Annotated in this window: 16 protein-coding genes; 4 read left to right on the forward strand and 12 right to left on the reverse strand. The window is 68.7% G+C overall.

All coding sequences use genetic code 11. The features are described from left to right. Positions 1 to 14: 14 nt before the first annotated feature. The 6 genes from AX744_RS00470 to rsmI all read right to left on the reverse strand — a co-directional run bounded on the left by AX744_RS00470 (position 15) and on the right by rsmI (position 7,361). A complete protein-coding gene (locus AX744_RS00470; RefSeq protein WP_061015084.1) occupies positions 15 to 1,742 on the reverse strand; it encodes an ABC transporter ATP-binding protein in 1,728 nt (575 codons plus the stop codon). Then, the gene (locus AX744_RS00475; protein WP_046749725.1) at positions 1,739 to 2,653 is read right to left on the reverse strand and encodes an ABC transporter permease; all 915 of its coding nucleotides are present in this window, start codon (positions 2,651 to 2,653) and stop codon (positions 1,739 to 1,741) included. Before AX744_RS00475 ends, AX744_RS00470 begins: the two co-directional genes overlap by 4 nt. Beyond that, positions 2,650 to 3,630 (reverse strand): ABC transporter permease, encoded by a 981-nt coding sequence (locus tag AX744_RS00480; protein WP_046749726.1) that lies wholly within the window; start codon positions 3,628 to 3,630, stop codon positions 2,650 to 2,652. Before AX744_RS00480 ends, AX744_RS00475 begins: the two co-directional genes overlap by 4 nt. Next, positions 3,627 to 5,306 carry an ABC transporter substrate-binding protein gene (locus AX744_RS00485; protein ID WP_046749727.1) on the reverse strand — a complete coding sequence of 560 codons (1,680 nt, stop codon included), beginning with the start codon at positions 5,304 to 5,306 and terminating at the stop codon, positions 3,627 to 3,629. Before AX744_RS00485 ends, AX744_RS00480 begins: the two co-directional genes overlap by 4 nt. 118 nt (positions 5,307 to 5,424) lie before the next feature. Beyond that, complete coding sequence (locus AX744_RS00490) at positions 5,425 to 6,531, reverse strand: LacI family DNA-binding transcriptional regulator (RefSeq protein ID WP_061015092.1); 1,107 nt, start codon at positions 6,529 to 6,531, stop codon at positions 5,425 to 5,427. Positions 6,532 to 6,533: 2 nt separating this feature from the next. Next, on the reverse strand, positions 6,534 to 7,361 hold the full coding sequence (rsmI, locus tag AX744_RS00495) for a 16S rRNA (cytidine(1402)-2'-O)-methyltransferase (RefSeq protein WP_058632394.1): 828 nt from the start codon (positions 7,359 to 7,361) through the stop codon (positions 6,534 to 6,536). A gap of 62 nt (positions 7,362 to 7,423) precedes the next feature. On the opposite strand from rsmI, the gene AX744_RS00500 reads away from it, so the two are divergent. Next, the gene (locus AX744_RS00500; RefSeq protein WP_061015085.1) at positions 7,424 to 8,977 is read left to right on the forward strand and encodes a dolichyl-phosphate-mannose--protein mannosyltransferase; all 1,554 of its coding nucleotides are present in this window, start codon (positions 7,424 to 7,426) and stop codon (positions 8,975 to 8,977) included. Here AX744_RS00500 and AX744_RS00505 read toward each other — a convergent pair. The 3 genes from AX744_RS00505 to AX744_RS00515 all read right to left on the reverse strand — a co-directional run bounded on the left by AX744_RS00505 (position 8,932) and on the right by AX744_RS00515 (position 11,956). Further along, the gene (locus AX744_RS00505; RefSeq protein ID WP_061015086.1) at positions 8,932 to 10,116 is read right to left on the reverse strand and encodes a Cmx/CmrA family chloramphenicol efflux MFS transporter; all 1,185 of its coding nucleotides are present in this window, start codon (positions 10,114 to 10,116) and stop codon (positions 8,932 to 8,934) included. The two genes, AX744_RS00500 and AX744_RS00505, sit on opposite strands and share 46 nt — an antisense overlap. A gap of 277 nt (positions 10,117 to 10,393) precedes the next feature. Further along, on the reverse strand, positions 10,394 to 11,407 hold the full coding sequence (locus AX744_RS00510) for an aldo/keto reductase family protein (protein ID WP_061015087.1): 1,014 nt from the start codon (positions 11,405 to 11,407) through the stop codon (positions 10,394 to 10,396). Positions 11,408 to 11,461: 54 nt separating this feature from the next. Next, entirely contained in the window at positions 11,462 to 11,956 is a 495-nt protein-coding gene (locus AX744_RS00515; protein WP_058631743.1) for a hypothetical protein, read from the reverse strand. 77 nt (positions 11,957 to 12,033) lie between these two features. On the opposite strand from AX744_RS00515, the gene AX744_RS20135 reads away from it, so the two are divergent. Beyond that, on the forward strand, positions 12,034 to 12,291 hold the full coding sequence (locus AX744_RS20135) for a hypothetical protein (RefSeq protein WP_157543483.1): 258 nt from the start codon (positions 12,034 to 12,036) through the stop codon (positions 12,289 to 12,291). A 36-nt stretch (positions 12,292 to 12,327) separates the two neighbouring features. Here AX744_RS20135 and AX744_RS00525 read toward each other — a convergent pair whose 3' ends face one another. Both AX744_RS00525 and AX744_RS00530 read right to left on the reverse strand, forming a co-directional pair. Next, complete coding sequence (locus AX744_RS00525) at positions 12,328 to 13,968, reverse strand: DUF4407 domain-containing protein (RefSeq protein ID WP_061015089.1); 1,641 nt, start codon at positions 13,966 to 13,968, stop codon at positions 12,328 to 12,330. 132 nt (positions 13,969 to 14,100) lie between these two features. Then, positions 14,101 to 14,664: a TetR/AcrR family transcriptional regulator gene (locus tag AX744_RS00530; protein ID WP_061015094.1), complete on the reverse strand. Its 564-nt coding sequence runs from the start codon at positions 14,662 to 14,664 to the stop codon at positions 14,101 to 14,103. Positions 14,665 to 14,729: 65 nt separating this feature from the next. On the opposite strand from AX744_RS00530, the gene AX744_RS00535 reads away from it, so the two are divergent. Continuing rightward, a complete protein-coding gene (locus tag AX744_RS00535; RefSeq protein ID WP_061015090.1) occupies positions 14,730 to 15,407 on the forward strand; it encodes an NAD(P)H-dependent oxidoreductase in 678 nt (225 codons plus the stop codon). On the opposite strand, the gene rlmN is transcribed toward AX744_RS00535, so the two are convergent. Beyond that, on the reverse strand, positions 15,356 to 16,642 hold the full coding sequence (rlmN, locus tag AX744_RS00540) for a 23S rRNA (adenine(2503)-C(2))-methyltransferase RlmN (RefSeq protein WP_058631673.1): 1,287 nt from the start codon (positions 16,640 to 16,642) through the stop codon (positions 15,356 to 15,358). The two genes, AX744_RS00535 and rlmN, sit on opposite strands and share 52 nt — an antisense overlap. 70 nt (positions 16,643 to 16,712) lie before the next feature. Here rlmN and AX744_RS00545 point away from each other — a divergent pair, with 70 nt between their 5' ends. Further along, complete coding sequence (locus AX744_RS00545; protein ID WP_061015091.1) at positions 16,713 to 17,252, forward strand: ribosomal protein L7/L12; 540 nt, start codon at positions 16,713 to 16,715, stop codon at positions 17,250 to 17,252. Positions 17,253 to 17,423 lie beyond the last annotated feature (171 nt).

Consider the following 17,423-nt stretch of genomic DNA (forward strand, 5'->3'; position numbering starts at 1 on the left):
GCGTCGTCCGCGCGTCAGCGGGCGCGGGCGGGGTTCGGCACGGCGTCGAGCAGTTCGACCGTGTACGGGTCCTCCGGATGCTGCAGCACCTGCGAGGTCTCACCGCGTTCGACCACTCGGCCGCTGTTGAGCACGAGGATGTTCTCGGTGACGAGACGCGCGCTCAGCAGGTCGTGCGTGATGTAGAGCATGCTGATGCCCCACCGCTCGCGCAGGTCCTCCAGCAGCGCCAGCACTCCGGCGCGGAGCGATACGTCGAGCATCGAGACCGGTTCGTCGGCGATCAGCACCTGCGGGTCGCTCGCGAGCGCTCTGGCGATCACCACGCGCTGTCGCTGTCCTCCGGAGAGCTGGTGCGGCAGCTTGGCCGCGAACTGCTCGACGGGCGTCAGGCCGACGGTCTCGAGCAGCTCGAACACCCGGGCTCTGGCCTCCGGACCGCGCAGCTTCGTGTAGTTCACGACCGGCCGGGTCAGGGCGTACTCGACCGTGTGCAGCGGGTTGAGCGCCGCGTACGGATCCTGGAACACCATCTGCACGTCCTTGCGCAGATCGCGCAGACCGCGGCGCTTGAGCGTCGCCACGTCGGTGTCCCCGAAGCGGACGGTGCCGGAGGTGGGCTTCTCGACGCCGGTGAGCATCTTGGCGATGGTCGACTTGCCCGAACCCGATGCGCCGACCAGGGCGAGGGACTCCCCCGGTTCCAGCCGGAACGACACGTCGTCGACCGCGGTGACGGCGCTCTGTCCGCGACGCGGTGCCGGGTAGTGCTTCGAGACGCCCTCGACCACGATCGCCGCATCCGCCCGACGGGTGTCGCGCGACGACACGGTCGGCAGGGTCTCGGTGACGTCGGTGCGCGAACGTCCCTCACGACGCCGGGTGCCCGCGTCGAGGAATCCGGGGATCTCGATCTTCTCGGCCCGGGGGTCGGCGTAGTGGCTCAGCAGCATCCGCGTGTACTCGTCCTTCGGGCGTTCCAGGATGTCGATGCTCCTGGCGTCCTCGACGATGTGTCCCTCGTGCATCACCATCACCCGGTCCGTCGCCTCCAGCACGATGCCGAGGTCGTGGCTGATCAGGATCGCGGTGAAGCGCTCGGCCCGCTGCAGGTCCTTGATCGTGTCCATCACGGCATGCTGCACCAGCACGTCGAGCGCGGTGGTGGGCTCGTCGAACACCATCAGCTGCGGTTCGAGCGACAGGGCGAGGGCGATCGAGGCGCGCTGGCGCATGCCGCCGGAGAGCTCGCCGGGGAAGCGTGCGAGCACCGAGGGATCGAGGCCCACCTTGCCCACGAGCTCCTGAGCCCTCGCCTCGCGCGCGTCCTTCGGCACGTGGCCGTGCGCAGCGAAGATGTCGCGGAAGTGGTTGCCGATCGTGCGCACAGGGTTGAGCGCGTTCATGCCCGACTGCAGCACCATCGCGAACCCGCCCTGACGCTGACGGCGCAGCTCCTCGGCGTCGAGCTCCCGGATGTCACGTCCTCCGAACAGGATGCGTCCTGCGCTGATCCGCGCCGGCGGCTTCTGCAGTCGCGTGAGGACGAAGCCGAGCGTGGACTTCCCTGAGCCGGATTCGCCGACCAGTCCGACGAACTCCCCACGGCGGAGGGAGAACGAGACGTCCTCGACCGCGGTGACCGGCGTCGTCCCCGGCGAGGCGTACTCCACCGAGAGGTTCTGCACGTCCAGCAGGATGTCGTTCTCGCGCATGTCGATGTTCTCCGTCATGGCGGTCATCGCCCCTTCCCCTCTCGCAGGCGCGGATTGGAGATGCCGTCCACGCCGAAGTTGATCAGTGTCAGACTGAGCGCCAGCAGGGCGATGCACAGACCGGGGGCGAACAGCAGCAGCCACTGTCCGGTGAGCAGCGAGTTGGAGTTCTGCGCCCAGTAGAGCATGGTGCCCCAGCTGACGATGCTGGAGTCGCCGAGGCCGAGGAACTCCAGCCCCGCCTCCGCCAGGATCGCCGCAGTCGCCGCACCGAAGAGGGTGCCCGCGATGATCGAGGTCATGTTCGGCAGGATCTCGCGGAACACGATGCGCGTCCTGCTGTCGCCCGAGAACTGCGCCGAGGTGACGAAATCGTTCCCCCGCAGCGACTGCGTCTGGCTGCGGAGCACACGCGCACCCCACGCCCAACCGGTCACGACGATCACCGCGATGATCATCAGGATGCCGCCGTTCTGCAGGTAGGCGGCGATCACGATCATGAGCGGCAGGCCGGGGATCACGAGGAAGAGGTTGACGATGAAGCCGATCACCTCGCCGAGGAACCCTCGCATGTACCCCCAGCTGAGGCCGATGAGCACGGCCACGATCGTGGACAGGATTCCGGCGGCGAAGCCGACCAGGAGGCTGACCTGTGCGCCGTAGATGAGCTGGCTGAGCACGTCCTCCCCGGCAGCGGTCGTGCCGAGCCAGTGCGCCCACGACGCATCGGCGTTGCGCTCGAAGCCGTTGTCCTTCGCGCCGTACGGGGCCAGGAGAGGGGCGAACACCGCCACCAGCACGAAGAAGGCGAGGATGCACAGCCCGAGCCGCGCCTTGCCGTTGCTCCAGAGCGTGGCGACCATGCGTCCGAAGGCGCGCCACGGGCTGGGCGCGGCGATGCGCTCGGCGGGGATCTTGACGTTCATGGTGGAGGTCATCGGCGAGTCCTCGGGTCGAGAACCCCGTAGAGGATGTCTACGAGGAAGTTGGCGATGAGCACGCTCACGGTGATCATCAGGAAGAGCGCCTGCATGAGCGGGTAGTCCTGCCCGATCACGGCGTTGAACAGCAGGTATCCGATGCCGGGATAGCCGAAGACCTGCTCGACGAGGATCGATCCGCCCACCACGCCGCCGAGCGTGAGCCCGAAGCCCGTGAGATTCGGCAGGATCGCGTTGCGGGCCGCGTACCGGAGGGCGATCGTGTGCCCCCGCAGACCGTTCGCCTCACCGAAGGTGATGTAGTCCTCGCCGAGGGTGTTGATCATGGCGTTGCGCATCCCGATGATCCAGCCGCCCAGCGAGGTGAGCAGGATCGTCAGCGCCGGAAGGAACGCATGACTGATCAGATCACCGAGGAACTCCCACGTGAAGCCAGGGGTCGTCGTCGCGGAGTAGGCGCCGGTCGTCGGGAACCAGTGCAGCACGTACCCGAAGAAGAAGAGCAGCAGCAGCGCCGTCCAGAAATAGGGGAACGTGCTCAGGAACGATCCGGTCAGCGTGGGCAGCGAATCGAGCCACGTCCCTCGGCGCCAGGCGGCCATCACTCCGATGAGCGTGCCGATCACGAACGCGAGCACGGTGACGATGCCGACCAGCCCGATCGTGTAGGGGAAGGCCGTGGAGACCATGCTCGACACCGACTGCGGGTAGAACGTGTACGAAACGCCGAAGTCGAGCCGCACGACCTGACCGAGGTAGGCGATGTACTGATCCCACAGCGACCCGGTCGGAACACCCAGCTGTGCCTCGATGGCGGCACGCGTCGCATCCGACACCGGCCCGTTCTGGGACAGCTTGGCGATGGCGGCATCCGCCGGGGAGCCCGGCATCATTCGCGGCAGGAAGAAGTTCAGGGTGACCGCGGCCCACAGGGTGAGCACGAACAGGCCGAACTTCTGGAGCACGTACTTCACTTGTCGTCCTCCTGCACTCGCTCCAGCCGGGTGAAGATACCCAGCGGCGCGGAGTCGTAGTTCTGCGGGATCATGTACGGGTCTTCCTCACTCGGCCAGCCGGTGAACTTGGCATCGCTGAACAGGCCCCAGATGCCGCCGTAGTAGAGGCCGATCACGGGCATCTCGTCGTAGACGATGCGCTGCAGCTCCTTGACGATCTCGGTCTGGCGAGCGGTGTCGACGGTCTCGCGGTACTCGGCCAGCAGCTCATCGACCTCGGGTGACTTGTAGCGCTCGAAGTTGTTCGCCGTGGCCTCGCCGGACGGCACATAGAACTCGCTGGAGAGCAGGTTGTTGTACGCCTGGTAGATGTCGCCGTTCCCCATGCCGCCGATGGCCATCTCGAAGTCGCCGTTGCTGATCGCGCTCTGATAGCCCGCGGGCTGCGGGAGCTTGAGGGTGACCTTCACGCCGACCGCGGCGAGCTGGCTCTGCACGGTCTGCGCCGCGCGCGTCCAGTCGGAGTAGCCGTTCGCGGTGGTCAGGGCGAACTCGAGCTGCTGGCCGTCGGCCCCGATGAGCCGGTCGCCGTCGAGTGTGTACCCCGCCTCGGCGAAGGCGGCGAGCGCTGCGTCCCTGTCCTGCGTGATCATGCCCTGGTCGGGGATGCTCGGGTCGAGGTACTGCTGCTGGTTGGGCAGGATGAGTCCGGTCTGACCGGCCGGCTTCATGTAGCCCTCCGATGCCGTCTCGGCGATCTCGTCGCGGTCGAGCGAGAGAGCGATGCCCCGGCGCACGTTCACGTCGTCGAAGGGAGCCACCTCCAGGTTCGGCATGAGCGCGATCACGCCACCCGGCGGGAACCACCAGTTGTTGTGCTCGCTCGCCGCGCCCCAGGTGCCCTCGACGTCGGAGATGAAGGAGTAGGCCCAGTCATAGCCGCGGGTGACGGTGTCGAGCTGGGAGTTCGTGGCGGGGAGGATGATGTGCTCGATCTCGATCGAGTCGGCCTGCCAGTAGTCGGGGTTCTTGTCCATCGAGTACTGCTGGTCGTTGTAGTTGCCGAGCACGAAGGGACCGGTGCCGACCGGGTTCTCGTTGCGGTATGTGCCCGGATCCTTCACGTCGGCCCAGAGGTGCTCGGGGACGATCATGGTCTGGCCCAGGATCGACAGCGAGGGGGCGTCTTCGGTCTTGAGGTGCAGCACCACATCGTCGCCCGAGGTGTCGACACTGTCGAGGTGCTGCCACGCACCCTTGATGTCGAGGGACGGGTTGTCCTTGAGCAGCTGGAAGGTGAACGCCACGTCTTCGGGCGTCAGGTCTTCCCCATCGCTCCAGGTGACGCCATCGCGGATCGTCATGACGATGGTGCGGGCGTCGGGCTGCGTCCATTCGGACGCGAGCCAGGGGTTCTGCGTGCCGTCGAGCGGGTTGATCAGGATGAGCGGCTCGTAGATCCACCGGGACGCGGTGCGCGTGTTGGTGAGATACGGGTTGAAGTTCTTCGTGAAGAACGGGTTGCCCTTGTCGGCATTGATCAGCATCGTGTCGGCACCGATCGAGGGATCGGGTTGGGATGTGATCTGGATGCTGCAGCCGCTGAGTGCGACCGCCACGGCCGCGAGGCCCACGATCGCCGCTCTGCGCCAGCGCTGCATCACGCGCCCTCTCGGCGTTGTGCCCTCTGACATCTGCCACCTCATGTCGTCTCTGTCATGACCGGCGACCGACGCCGCCTTCCAGATTGTAAGCGCATACATTTTGAGATCGCAACCCCTTGACACCGGCGCGGCGAGCGTTTCCGGCCGGTCAGACGGGGCGCTGCGAGCTCTCGCGGAGCAGGATCTGCAGCGGCAGACGTGCCACCACGGGCTCCGCCTCGGCGTGCTCGAGGCGGCGGGCCAGCACCTGCACGGCCGCGCGTCCGAGGTCGATCATCGGCTGACGGATCGTGGTCAGCGGGGGCTGCGACAGGGCAGCGGCCTCGATGCCGTCGAAGCCCGTCACGAGCATGTCGTCCGGTACGTGGACGTCCGCTCCGCGGAACACGTCGAGCGCTCCGAGCGCCATCTGATCGTTCGCCGAGATCAGCGCGGCCGGCGTCCCCGTGGCGAGAAGCTCCTCGGCCGCCCTCCGACCAGACGCCCGTGTGAAGTCGCCGCGCAGCACCGTCACGTCGTCGAGGCTCCGCCCCGCCCCCGCCACCGCGGCGGCGAAGCCGTCCCAGCGCTGCAGACCGTCGGGAGAGTCCGCCGGTCCCGCGAGGAAGGCGAGCCGCCCGTCTCCCACCTGCCCGAGCACGTGCCGGGTCAGCTCCGCCATGGCCTCGGCGTTGCTCACCGTCACATGGTCGTAGTGATCTCCGCGTGGCGGGCCGGAGAGCACCACCACGGGGATGCGTCGCGCCAGTCGCGCCAGAACGTCGTCCGGCACGCTGCTCGCGAGCACCATGAGGCCGTCGACTCGACCAGCCATGTCCCGCACCGTGGAACGGTCAGGATCATCGCGGCCGACGCCGACCATCAGCACGAAACCCTGCTTCCATGCTTCGAGCTCGGCGCCGCGCAGCACCTCGTCGAGGAACAGCATCGAGGTGTGCCCGCCGTCGGACTCGGTCTCATCGCGGACGATCGCGAAGGGAGGCGCGTGTTCCTCAGCGGCGGAGAGCGCGTCGAGCGGCGGGGCATCCTCCGCGGCGTCGAAGCCGGGGAAGTACAGCCCGAGCACGCCGGTGCGGCGTTCGGCGAGTCCGCGGGCACTGCCGCTGGGGACGTACCCGAGAGCGGTCACCGCATCGAGCACGCGCTCCCGCGTGACCGGACGCACGGCATCCGGCGAGCGCAGCACGCGCGAGACCGTGGCGATCGAGACGCCGGCCCGATCGGCCACGTCGTACACGGTCGCCGCCTTGCTCACGGTCACACTCCTCCGGAGCGAGCGGCGAGAGCCGCCTGGTAGAGGTCGCGGGAGGAGAGACCGGTGAGGGCGGCGACCTCGGAGGCGGCGTCCTTCAGGCGGACGCCGTCCGCGACGAGCGTCTGCACCTGGGTGAGGGCGTCTTCCGGAGAGGCGTCTCGGCGGGAGGCCCCTTCGACCACGATCACGATCTCGCCCTTGACGCCGTCCTGCGCCCACGCGACGAGTTCGGGCGCGGTGCCGCGACGTACTTCCTCGTAGAACTTCGTGAGCTCGCGACACACGGCGATGCGCCGCTCGTCGCCGAACGCGGCTCCCATGTCCGTCAGCGCACCGGCCAGACGTGCGGGCGACTCGAAGAAGACCATGGTGCGGGGTTCGGCAGCCAGGGCGCGAAGAGTCGAACGCCGCTCCCCCGGCTTGCGCGGCAGGAAGCCCTCGAACGTGAAGCGATCGGTGGGCAGGCCCGAGATCGCCAGTGCCATCAGCACCGCGCTCGGCCCGGGGATCGCGGTCACCGTCACGCCCTGGGCAACGGCCTCGGCGACCAATCCGTATCCCGGATCGCTCACGGTGGGCATCCCGGCATCGCTCATCACGACGATGTCGGTCTCCGCGGCGAGCGCCGCCAGCTCGGCCGCCTTCTGCTTCTCGTTGTGGTCGTGCAGGGCGATCAGGCGAGGTCTGTTGTCGATCTCCAGCGCCTTGAGCAGTCGCTGCGTGGTGCGGGTGTCCTCGGCCACGACGACCTCGGCGTTCTCCAGCACCTCCACGAGGCGGCGAGACGCGTCGCCGAGATTTCCGATCGGAGTGGCGGCGAGGATGATCACCCGCCCAGCTTAGGCGGGCGCGATGCAGCGGAACGAGAAGGCACGTTGTCTAGGCTGGACCGGTGACCGCGCCCGAACCATTGCTCCCCGCTCCCCCCGAGCGGTCGACGCGCTACGGGCAGCTCCGCGATCGTCTGCTGCTGGATCCCGACTGGGGTCGCGCGATCCGCTGGCTCGCGCCGCTCGTCATCACCGCGATCGCCGCGCTCCTGCGCCTGATCAACGTCGCCCACCCGCACCAGCTCGCCTTCGACGAGACCTACTACGTCAAAGACGCCTGGTCGCTGTGGACCCTGGGCTACGAGGGCACCTGGGGCGAGAACGCCAACGATGCGTTCGTCACGCTGCAGCAGCTGCCGTTGTCCGAGCAGGGCGCGTTCATCGTGCACCCCCCGCTCGGCAAGTGGCTCATCGCGCTCGGCATGGCGATCGGCGGACCCGACAACAGCGCGGGATGGCGCCTCGCCACCGCGGTGCTCGGCACCGCATCGGTGCTGCTGGTCTACCTGATCGCCCGCCGCCTCAGCGGCTCCGTCGTCGTCGCGAGCGTGGCGGGGACGCTGCTCGCGATCGACGGTCTGAGCATCGTGATGAGCCGCATCGCCCTGCTCGACGGCATCCTGACCTTCTTCGTCCTGCTGGGCGTGCTCTTCGTGATCATCGACCGGCAGCGGACGATCCCCGTGCTCGAGAGGCGAGACCCCGAGCGTCCCGACCCGTTCTGGGGGCCGGTGCTCTGGCGTCGCCCCTGGCTCGTCGCCGCAGGGCTGGCGCTCGGGGCGGCCTCGGCCGTGAAATGGTCGGGCCTGTACGTGCTCGCGGGTTTCGGCCTCTACGTCGTCATCACCGATGCGCTGGCGCGGCGCCGCGCCGGAGTGGTCCTGTGGCCGACTGCCGCCGCGTTCCGCCAGGGTCCCGTCTCGTTCGTGCTGCTCGTCTTCCCCGCTCTTGCCGTGTACCTGGTCAGCTGGACCGGATGGCTCGTGACGGCCGGAGGGTACGACCGGCAGAGCGACTCCAACCCGCTGATCGCCCTGTGGAAGTACCACGAGTCGATGCTCGGCTTCCACGTCGGTCTCACCCGAGGGCACCCGTATGCGAGCGCCGCATGGGAGTGGCCGTTCCTGCTGCGCCCCACCGCGGTCTGGGTCGACTCCGACCCCACGGGATGCGGCACCGACCACTGCATCGGCGTGATCTCGGCGATCCCGAATCCCCTCATCTGGTACGCGGGCGTCGCGGCCTCGATCTACCTGGTGTACCGCCTCGTGCGGGGGTGGATCACGAAGCAGCCCGTGGGCCCGGAGCTGAGCATCCCCCTGGTCGGTCTGGCTGTGACGTACCTGCCCTGGCTCATGTTCCCCGAGCGCACGATCTTCCAGTTCTACACGGTCGTCATGATGCCGTTCCTGGTGATCGCCCTCGCGATGACGTTGCGGATCATCGCCGGGAAGCGCGAGGATCCGCTGCACCGTCGACAGTCGGGCGAGCGCACCGTGATGATCTTCCTCGCCTTCGTCGTGCTGGTGTCGGCGTTCTTCCTGCCGCTGTGGACCGGGATGAGTGTGCCCTACGACTTCTGGCTGCTGCACAACTGGCTGCCCGGCTGGGTGTGACGCGTCAGCAGCAGGATCGCGAGAGCCGCGGCTGTCAGGCCTGACGCGACCCAGATCGGGGCGAGCAGGCCCCACCCCGCGCTGAGTGCAACCGCACCGAGCACCGGACCGACGGCCGCGCCGACGTTCAATGCCGCCGTGGCGTACGAGCCCCCCATCGTGGGCGCACCCGATGCGGCGTAGAGCACGCGGGTGATCACCGTGCTCCCGACGGCGAAGGACAGCACGCCCTGCACGAAGACGAGCGCGAGGAGCGCAGCCGGGGCGGAGGCGAACGCCGCCAGCCCGACCCAGCCCGTCAGCAGCAGCGGTCCGCCGACGAAGAGCACGAGCCCGGGACGCCGGTCGGAGAGCCGGCCCGCGAGCGCCACGCCGAGGAAGGAACCGATACCGAACAGCACCAGCGCCGCCGACACCCAGATCTCCGCAAGACCCGCCGCCTCGGTGACGACGGGGGCGAGGAAGGTGAAAGCCGCGAAGGTGCCACCGTTGATCAGCGCACCGATGCCCATGGGCAGCAGGAGCATCGGCGTCGCCAGCTGACGGAGTTCTGCGCGGAGGCGCGGTGAGGCTGCGGCCTGCTCCGCTGAGCCCACCGAGTTCGCGACGCCGCGCACGACGCCGATGATCGCCGGAGCGCACAGGAGGGCGACAGCCCAGAAGGTCGCCCTCCACCCCAGGGCCGAACCGAGCAGGGAGCCGGCCGGCACTCCCGCGACCGTGGCGACCGTCGTGCCGGCGAGCAGGATCGACAGCGCCCGCCCCTTCCGATCGGCCGGAACCATGGCAGTGGCCGCGCGCAGGGCCACCGCGAGGAAGCCCGCGTTGGCGAGCGCCGCGGGCACACGGGTGAGGAGCAGCACCGGGAACATCGGGGTCAGCGCCCCGACGACATGGCACACGGCGAACAGCACGAGACACGCGACCAGCGTGCGTCGGGGCGGCCATCGGCGTGCGAAGGCCGCCATCATCGGCGCGCCGACCACCATGCCGACCGCGAAGGCCGAGGTGAGCAGACCCGCGGTGCCGACGGAGACGTCGAGATCGGCGGCGATCGCGGGCAGGAGACCCGCGAGCATGAATTCGGACGTGCCCATGACGAAGACGGCAAGGGCGAGCAGGTAGAGAGCAGAGGGCATGGCAGTACTCCGAGGTGAGAGATCAAGAAGGGGGCTTCTCGTCACCACGGCCGGCATCCGGGGATGCACCAGTAGGCGCCTCCGCGGAGGGGAGGCGCAGCTACGGGATCGCAGCTATCGGCGCACGGGGCCGGCGGTGTGACCGACGGCCCCCGACTCGTCTGACTCCCTGATCCAGACGCCGAGACCCATCGGAAACGCCGAGACCCACCCCCGCACACGTCAGCGGGAGTGGGTCTCGGCGTTTCCGATGGGTCTCGGCGTCTGGATCAGGGAGTCAGACGAGCCGGGACTTCGGTGAGACCGAGTAGGTGTTCTCGGCGTCGCGGTTGACCGTGTCGCCGAGAGCCTCGTCGATCGCGGTCATCGTGTCGGCGTCGAGCTTCACACCGGAGGCCTTGACGGTCTCGGCGAGCTGCTCCGGACGGGAGGCGCCGACGAGGGCCGCCGCCACGTTCGGGTTCTGCAGCACCCACGCGATCGCGAGCTGCGGCATCGACAGCCCCGCCTGCTCCGCGATCGGCTTGAGGCGCTGCACTGCGGTGAGGATGTCGTCCTGCAGGAAGCTCTTGATGAAGTCGGCGCCGCTGTGCGGGTCGGTCGCCCGAGAGCCCTCCGGAACCGGCTGACCCGGCAGGTACTTTCCGCTCAGCACACCCTGCGCCATCGGCGACCAGACGATCTGCGAGATGCCGAGCTCCTCAGACGCGGGGACGACCTTGCCCTCGATGACCCGCCACAGCATCGAGTACTGCGGCTGGTTGGAGATGAGCTGGATGCCGAGCTGCTTCGCCAGCGCGTGCCCTTCACGCAGCTGCTCCGCGGTCCACTCCGAGACGCCGATGTAGAGCGCCTTGCCCTGACGGACGACGTCGGCGAAGGCCTGGAACGTCTCCTCGAGCGGGGTCTCGTAGTCGAAGCGGTGCGCCTGGTAGAGGTCGACGTAGTCGGTGCCGAGACGCGTCAGCGAAGCGTTGATCGACTCGAAGATGTGCTTGCGGCTCAGGCCGGTGTCGTTCGGACCCTTGGGCCCGGTCGGGAAGTAGACCTTGGTGAAGATCTCCAGCCCTTCGCGACGCTGACCCTCCAGGGCCTTGCCGAGCACGACCTCGGCCGCCGTGTTCGCGTAGGTGTCCGCGGTGTCGAAGGTGGTGATGCCGGCGTCCAGGGCGGCGTGCACGGTCTTGACCGCGGCGTCGTCCTCGACCTGCGATGCGTGCGTGACCCAGTTGCCGTAGGTGATCTCCGAGACCTTGAGACCACTGTTGCCGAGATAGCGATAGTTGACCATGGACCAACGCTACTGGCTGCCCGCGCCGGCGGGGCCGGATGGAGGCGGACGGCCTCAGTCGGGCGCTGCGGCACCGCTTCGGCGCGCGGAGACCACGGCCCCCACAGCGACGAGCACGACCCCCGAGAGCACACTCACGACATAGAGCGGCACAGCCCAGGGCGAGTAGTCGCCGCCGCTGATGCCGAAGGCGTCGGCGAGCCCCATGCCTGCACCGAACGAGGCCGCGAAGTAGCCGATCGCACCGAGCATCAGCAGGGCCAGGAATCCCATCACCGGGACGAGCGGGTGCGCGCCCGTGCGGACCGCGACGACCGCGAGCACCACGGCGAGTGCGACGCCGATGCCGAGGACGAGAAGAGCCTGACCCGGCATCAGGCTCTCCCCGGCTTCCGACATCGCGAAACGAATCTCGTCGAGCGTTCGACCGGGGGCTGCGGCGAGCGGGTTGAGCACGAGGATCTGCACGGCGGCGAACGCGGCGTAGGCGAGAACGGCGAGCACGCCGACGATCGAGATCCACAGAGTCCGGCGCTGCATCCGTGTCATGCGGGTCATCCTAGGAACGCATCCCGAGAGTCTCCCGATACTCGCGCCACGCCCCACCGAGCCGGCGGATACCTTCGGTGAGCACATCGTCGGGCGCGGTGAACGGGATGCGGATGTGGTCGTCCGGCGAGACCGACACGGCGAACGCGGCGCTTCCGGCGATCGAGGCGCTGATCACCGGAGCGCACTGGGCACGCACACCGTCCACCGTGGCGCTGATCCGCTCCATCGCCGTGGCCGTCCGCGACGACCCGGCGCTCCGAACCACCCGGATCCGCGACATCGAACCAGAGCAGGCACCACCGATGTCGGAGCGGATTCCTCAGCTCCTCTGAGCACCAGCCGACCGGCTCCCTGCCACGTGGCTCAGCTCAGCCGATCGTCGGACGAACCAGCTGCTCCTGCTCCTCGAGCGTCTGCGCCTGCGCGCGCTTCTCGGCCCGTTCCCGCTCCTGCGCCTCGGCCGCCTCCCGACGTTCCGCGCGCGTCTGCGGCTCGCCGGAACCGGACTCCGCCTGTATCTCCTGGGATTGATCCGTCACGATCTGCGCACGGTCGCGGAACCCCTCGGCCGTCACCTTGTCGAGGGCGACCTGCTTGCGGATCGCGGCGGCCTTCTCGTAGAGACTCGGGTCGCCATAGCTCGTGAGCACCTTGACCAGCACCGGCAGCAGCTCGATCATGAAGAACAGGGCCGCGATCAGGATGTGCGCCCACAGGATCGTGGGCTCCTTCTCGCTGAGTCGGTTCAGTCCGCTGATCTGGCTGAGCAGGCCGACCGCTCCCGCGTTGCCCTGCGCCACGGCATCGGCGCGCGCGTTGTACGCGGCGAGCGCCTGGTCGTAGGAGTCACGAGCCGTCGGCAGCTGCGACTTCGCCTGCTCACGGTTCTGCGCCTCGGACGAGGTGGTGTTCTCCTTGGCCGCGGTGCCGGCGGCGGCGAGCTCCTCGTTCGCGGTGCGCAGCTGTGCGGCGAGCGCGTCGTAGGTCTGCTGTGCCTCGGCGAGCTGGGCCTTGGCGGCATCGGAGCTGGCACCCTGGCCGTTGACGCCGGTGCAGCCGGGAACAGTGCCGGCGCCTTCACCGGTCAGCTCGCACTGATACAGCACCCGAGCCTGATCGATCACGGCCTGCTGGGCGGTCATCTTCGCGGTGACGTCATCGACCGTGGCCTGAGCCGCCGACTCGGTGGCCGACGAGGAGTCGGTTCCTGCGACGATGCCCGTGGCCGCCTGGTTCTCGAGCTCGGCGACCTTGGCGGAGGCCGCGTCGAGCGCGATCTTCTCCGGACCGGACTCGAGAGCCTCCTGGTCGGACTGCGACTGAGTGATGTTGGTGGAGGCGACCTCGCGGGCGATGTCGTTGTGGAAGATCTGCAGCACGAGCGGCTCTGCCACGACGAAGCCGATGATCGCAGCCATGATCACACGCGGGATCGCGAGCCCGATGAGGCGCCAGACATTCCTCGTCGAGCTCATGGTCGAGGTGAGGAAGCGGTCGAGGTTGAAGATGATGAGCGCCCAGACCAGCGCCAGCGGCACGGCCAGCCAGACCGCCGCCTGCACGCCGGTGGTCAGGGCGAACAGCATCGAGATCGCGGACACCAGAGCGGTGCCTGCGAGCACGAAGAACATCTGCACGAAGCGGGGCGTCTCACCGGGGACACGGTCGAGGATCTCGCCCTCCGCACCGCCGAGGATCGCGAGGGTGCGAGCGCGCGAGCCGGGAGCGCGGGGTTCTCGCTTCTTGCGGGGCCGGCGGACACGGGGCGCACGTGCGGGCTTCACCGGGGCGGATGCGTCCGGGGCGGGCGCTGCGGTCTCTTCTGCGGTGACGGCATCGGCGATCGGGGTCGCCTCGGACGAAGACGCGTCTCGGGCGGCGTCTTCGGGTCCGGTGGGCTCGAACTCGCGCAGGAAGTCGAGGTCATCCGTGACGGCGTCGGGTTCGCTGTCGAGGATGATCCGACCCTGCGAGTCGTAACGACCCGGTCGATGGGCGGAATAGGGCATTCGAACAATCTACGAAAGATCGCCTGTGGAAAACGTGGAAGAGTCCTTTGCGGCCTCTCAGGTTGGCTGCTCCCGTCGCGATATTCCAGCCATCTGCGGCCATTCGGGTGTCATATCGCGACCGGAGCGGCGTCAGAGCTGCCGGTCGAGCGCGGCAGCGTAGGTCGCGAGTGCCGCGTCGAGGGTGAAGTGGCCGGCGGCGGCGAGGGTGCCCAGCCCGTGGATCAGCCCCCACAGCGCCACCGCATCGGTCGGACGATCGAGGCCGGCGCCGACGGCTGCCTGGGCGAGCACGGCTTCGAGTCCGTCGATCAGCGGGGCCATCGTGGCCGTGGGCGAGCCGGGGATGCAGACCGTGGGGTCGTACACCGCGTCGAACGCATGCGGATGCTCGACGGCGAAGCGGATGTATGCGCCGCCGCCGGCGGTGAGCGCGGCCTCGGGCGTCGACGCGGACTCGGTCGCCGTACGCACCTGTTCGAGGAGGTCGGCCATGCTGCGTTCGGCGATCGCCTTGAGCAGTCCGAGCCGGTCGGAGAAGTGGTGGTACGGGGCGTTGTGGCTCACGTTCGCGGCGCGTGCGACCTCGCGCAGGCTGATCTCGGCCGCGGGCATGCGCTCCAGCAGCTGCATCGCCGCGTCCTCGAGCGCACGGGCGAGATCGCCGTGGTGATAGCCGTCCTTCGAACTTGACATGAGCAACATCCTCTCCTATCTTGACAGTGTCCACCAGCTTGACACTGTCCAGATAGGAATCAGCCATGCCCGCTCTCGTGATCGACGGCCACCCCGACGCCCGCTCCCTGACCGCGTCGCTCGCGCAGCGCTATGCGGCGGGGCACGGTGACGCACGCGTACTCGCCCTGCGCGACCTCGACTTCGACCCGAGCCTGCGCTTCGGCTACCGCGAGCGCATGACGCTGGAGCCCGACCTCGTCGACGCGAAGCGTGCGTTGCAGGAGGCCGACACCGTGGTCATCGCGACGCCGCTGTGGTGGGGCTCCGTCCCGGCGCTGCTCAAGGGCTTCTTCGACAGGGCCCTGCTACCTCAGCAGGAGTACCGCTACAACAAGCTCGGGCTCCCCGACGGGCTGCTGCCGGCGCGGCACGGCCGGCTGCTGCTGCTCGCGGACACGCCCTGGTTCTTCGCACCGTTCACGGGACTGCCCGCGCAGACCCACGTCGCCCGCGGAACGATGCGCTTCTGCGGGATCCGCTCGGTGCGCACCCATCGCATGCTCGGCGTCAAGGATGCGACGCCCGCGACCATCACCCGGTGGCTCGACCGCGCCGAACGACTCGGCGCCGCTGACGGACGCCGCGACGGCATCCCTCAGGCCGACTCGACGCCTCAGGCCAACTCGGCGCCTCAGGCCGACTCGACGCCTCAGGCCAGTGCGGCGGAAGCCGCCTCGTCCTCGGTCGTCGCGACGAGCTGACCGCACGCCCCGTCGATCTCCTTGCCGCGGGTGTCGCGGAGGGTCGTCGGGATGCCGGCGTCGTTGAGCCTGCGCACGAACTCGTCCGTCACATCCTTGTCCGACGACGTCCAGATGGAGCCGGGGGTCGGGTTGAGCGGGATCGGGTTCACGTGCACCCACCCGCGTCCGCGCTGGTTGAGCTTGTCCGCCAGCAGGTCGGCGCGCCAGGCGTGGTCGTTCATGTCCTTGATCAGCGCGTACTCGATCGAGACGCGACGACCCGTCTTGGCGTAGTAGTCGTAGGCCGCGTCGAGGGCCTCGTCGACCTTCCACCGCGAGTTCACCGGGATGAGCTCGTCGCGCAGATGGTCGTCCGGGGCGTGCAGAGAGAGGGCGAAAGTGACCGGGATGCCCTCATCGGCGAGCTTCTTGATCGCCGGTACCAGGCCGACGGTCGAGACCGTGATGCCGCGAGCGCTCATGCCGAGGCCGTCCGGCTGCGGGGCGACCATCGTGCGCACGGCGTCCATCACGCGCTTGTAGTTGGCGAGCGGCTCACCCATGCCCATGAAGACGATGTTCGAGACACGCTCCATGCTGTGGTCGTCGGCCTTCTTGCCGCCCAGGCCACCCTCGGCGATCAGCCGGTTGGCCCGCACGATCTGCTCGATGATCTCGGCGGTCGACATGTTGCGGGTCAGTCCCGCCTGTCCGGTCGCGCAGAACGGGCAGTTCATGCCGCAGCCGGCCTGGCTCGACACGCACAGCGTGATGCGGCCGGGGTAGCGCATGAGCACCGATTCGACCAGGGCCCCGTCGTGCAGGCGCCACAGGAACTTGATCGTGTCACCGCGGTCGGTCTCGAGGCGTCGCACCTCGGTGAGCAGCGGCGGCAGCATCCCGGCGACGAGCTGCTCCCTGGTGTCCGCGGGGAGGTCGGTCATCTGCTCGGGGTCCGACGTGTAGTGCCGGAAGTAATGCGTCGCGAGCTGCTTCGCACGGAAGCCGGGCAGGCCGAGCTCCTTCACCTTGTCGATGCGCTCGGCCGGGGTGAGGTCGGCGAGGTGCACGGGGGGCTTCCCGCGCTTGGGGCTCGCGAACTGCAGGAGCGGGCGCCCTTCGGCATCCTTCTGCTGCGTCCAGCCCTCGGTCGCAGGGCGTACCTGCGGCTTCTTGGTCTCGCGGACGGCCCCCGAACGCGACGACGCGGGTGCTGCGGGGCGCGTCTCGCGCGTGCGGGGAGTCTCGGTCATACCTTCCAGGGTACGCGGTGGCGGATGGGAAGACCCCGGGCGCGAGCGGCTGCCTCCCTAGACTGAGGCCATGGATGCCGTGCTGTGGATCATCGCGATCGTCGTCGGCCTGATCGTGGTCGTCGCGGTCCTCGCCGTGGCCGTCCGAGGGATGCGCCCGAAACTCCCGGATCCTCCGGCGTTCTCCACCGCCCCGCACACCGCCCGTTCCGCCTCCGCCGCTGCGGCTCCAGGGCTGACGCCGGAGGTCGTCGCCGAGGTCGACCGCCTCGTGGTGGCGGGTCAGAAGATCCACGCCATCAAGCTCTACCGCGATCACTCCGGCGTCTCGCTCAAAGACGCGAAGGACCGTATCGAGCACTGGTCGGTCAGCACGACGGCTCCGCGCCCCGCAGCCGTCTCTCACACGACCGCGCCGCATTCGTCGATCACCGCGACCCCGTCGTCGGTCCGCGCCTCGCTGCCGCCGTCGGTGGCCTCCACGATCGACGCGCAGGTCGCGGGCGGCTCGGCCATCGCGGCGATCAAGACCCTCCGCGAGCACACGGGGCTCGGACTCAAGGAGTCCAAGAACGTGATCGACGCCTGGCCGCACACCCACACGTCCTGATCGAGTTGTCATTACAGGCTGCGCCCAGGAGAATGGACGAGCCCGCCCGATGAAGGAGCCCCATGCCCGACCGTCTCGACCGCGCCCGCACGACCGGCATCCTCGCCGTCCTCCGCGCCCCCTCCCCTGAACTGGCCCTCGAGGCCTCGGAGGCGATCATCCGCGGCGGGG

Origin of the sequence: Microbacterium sp. CCH5-D1 (assembly GCF_001557335.1) — a bacterium.
Lineage (GTDB): Bacteria > Actinomycetota > Actinomycetes > Actinomycetales > Microbacteriaceae > Microbacterium > Microbacterium oxydans.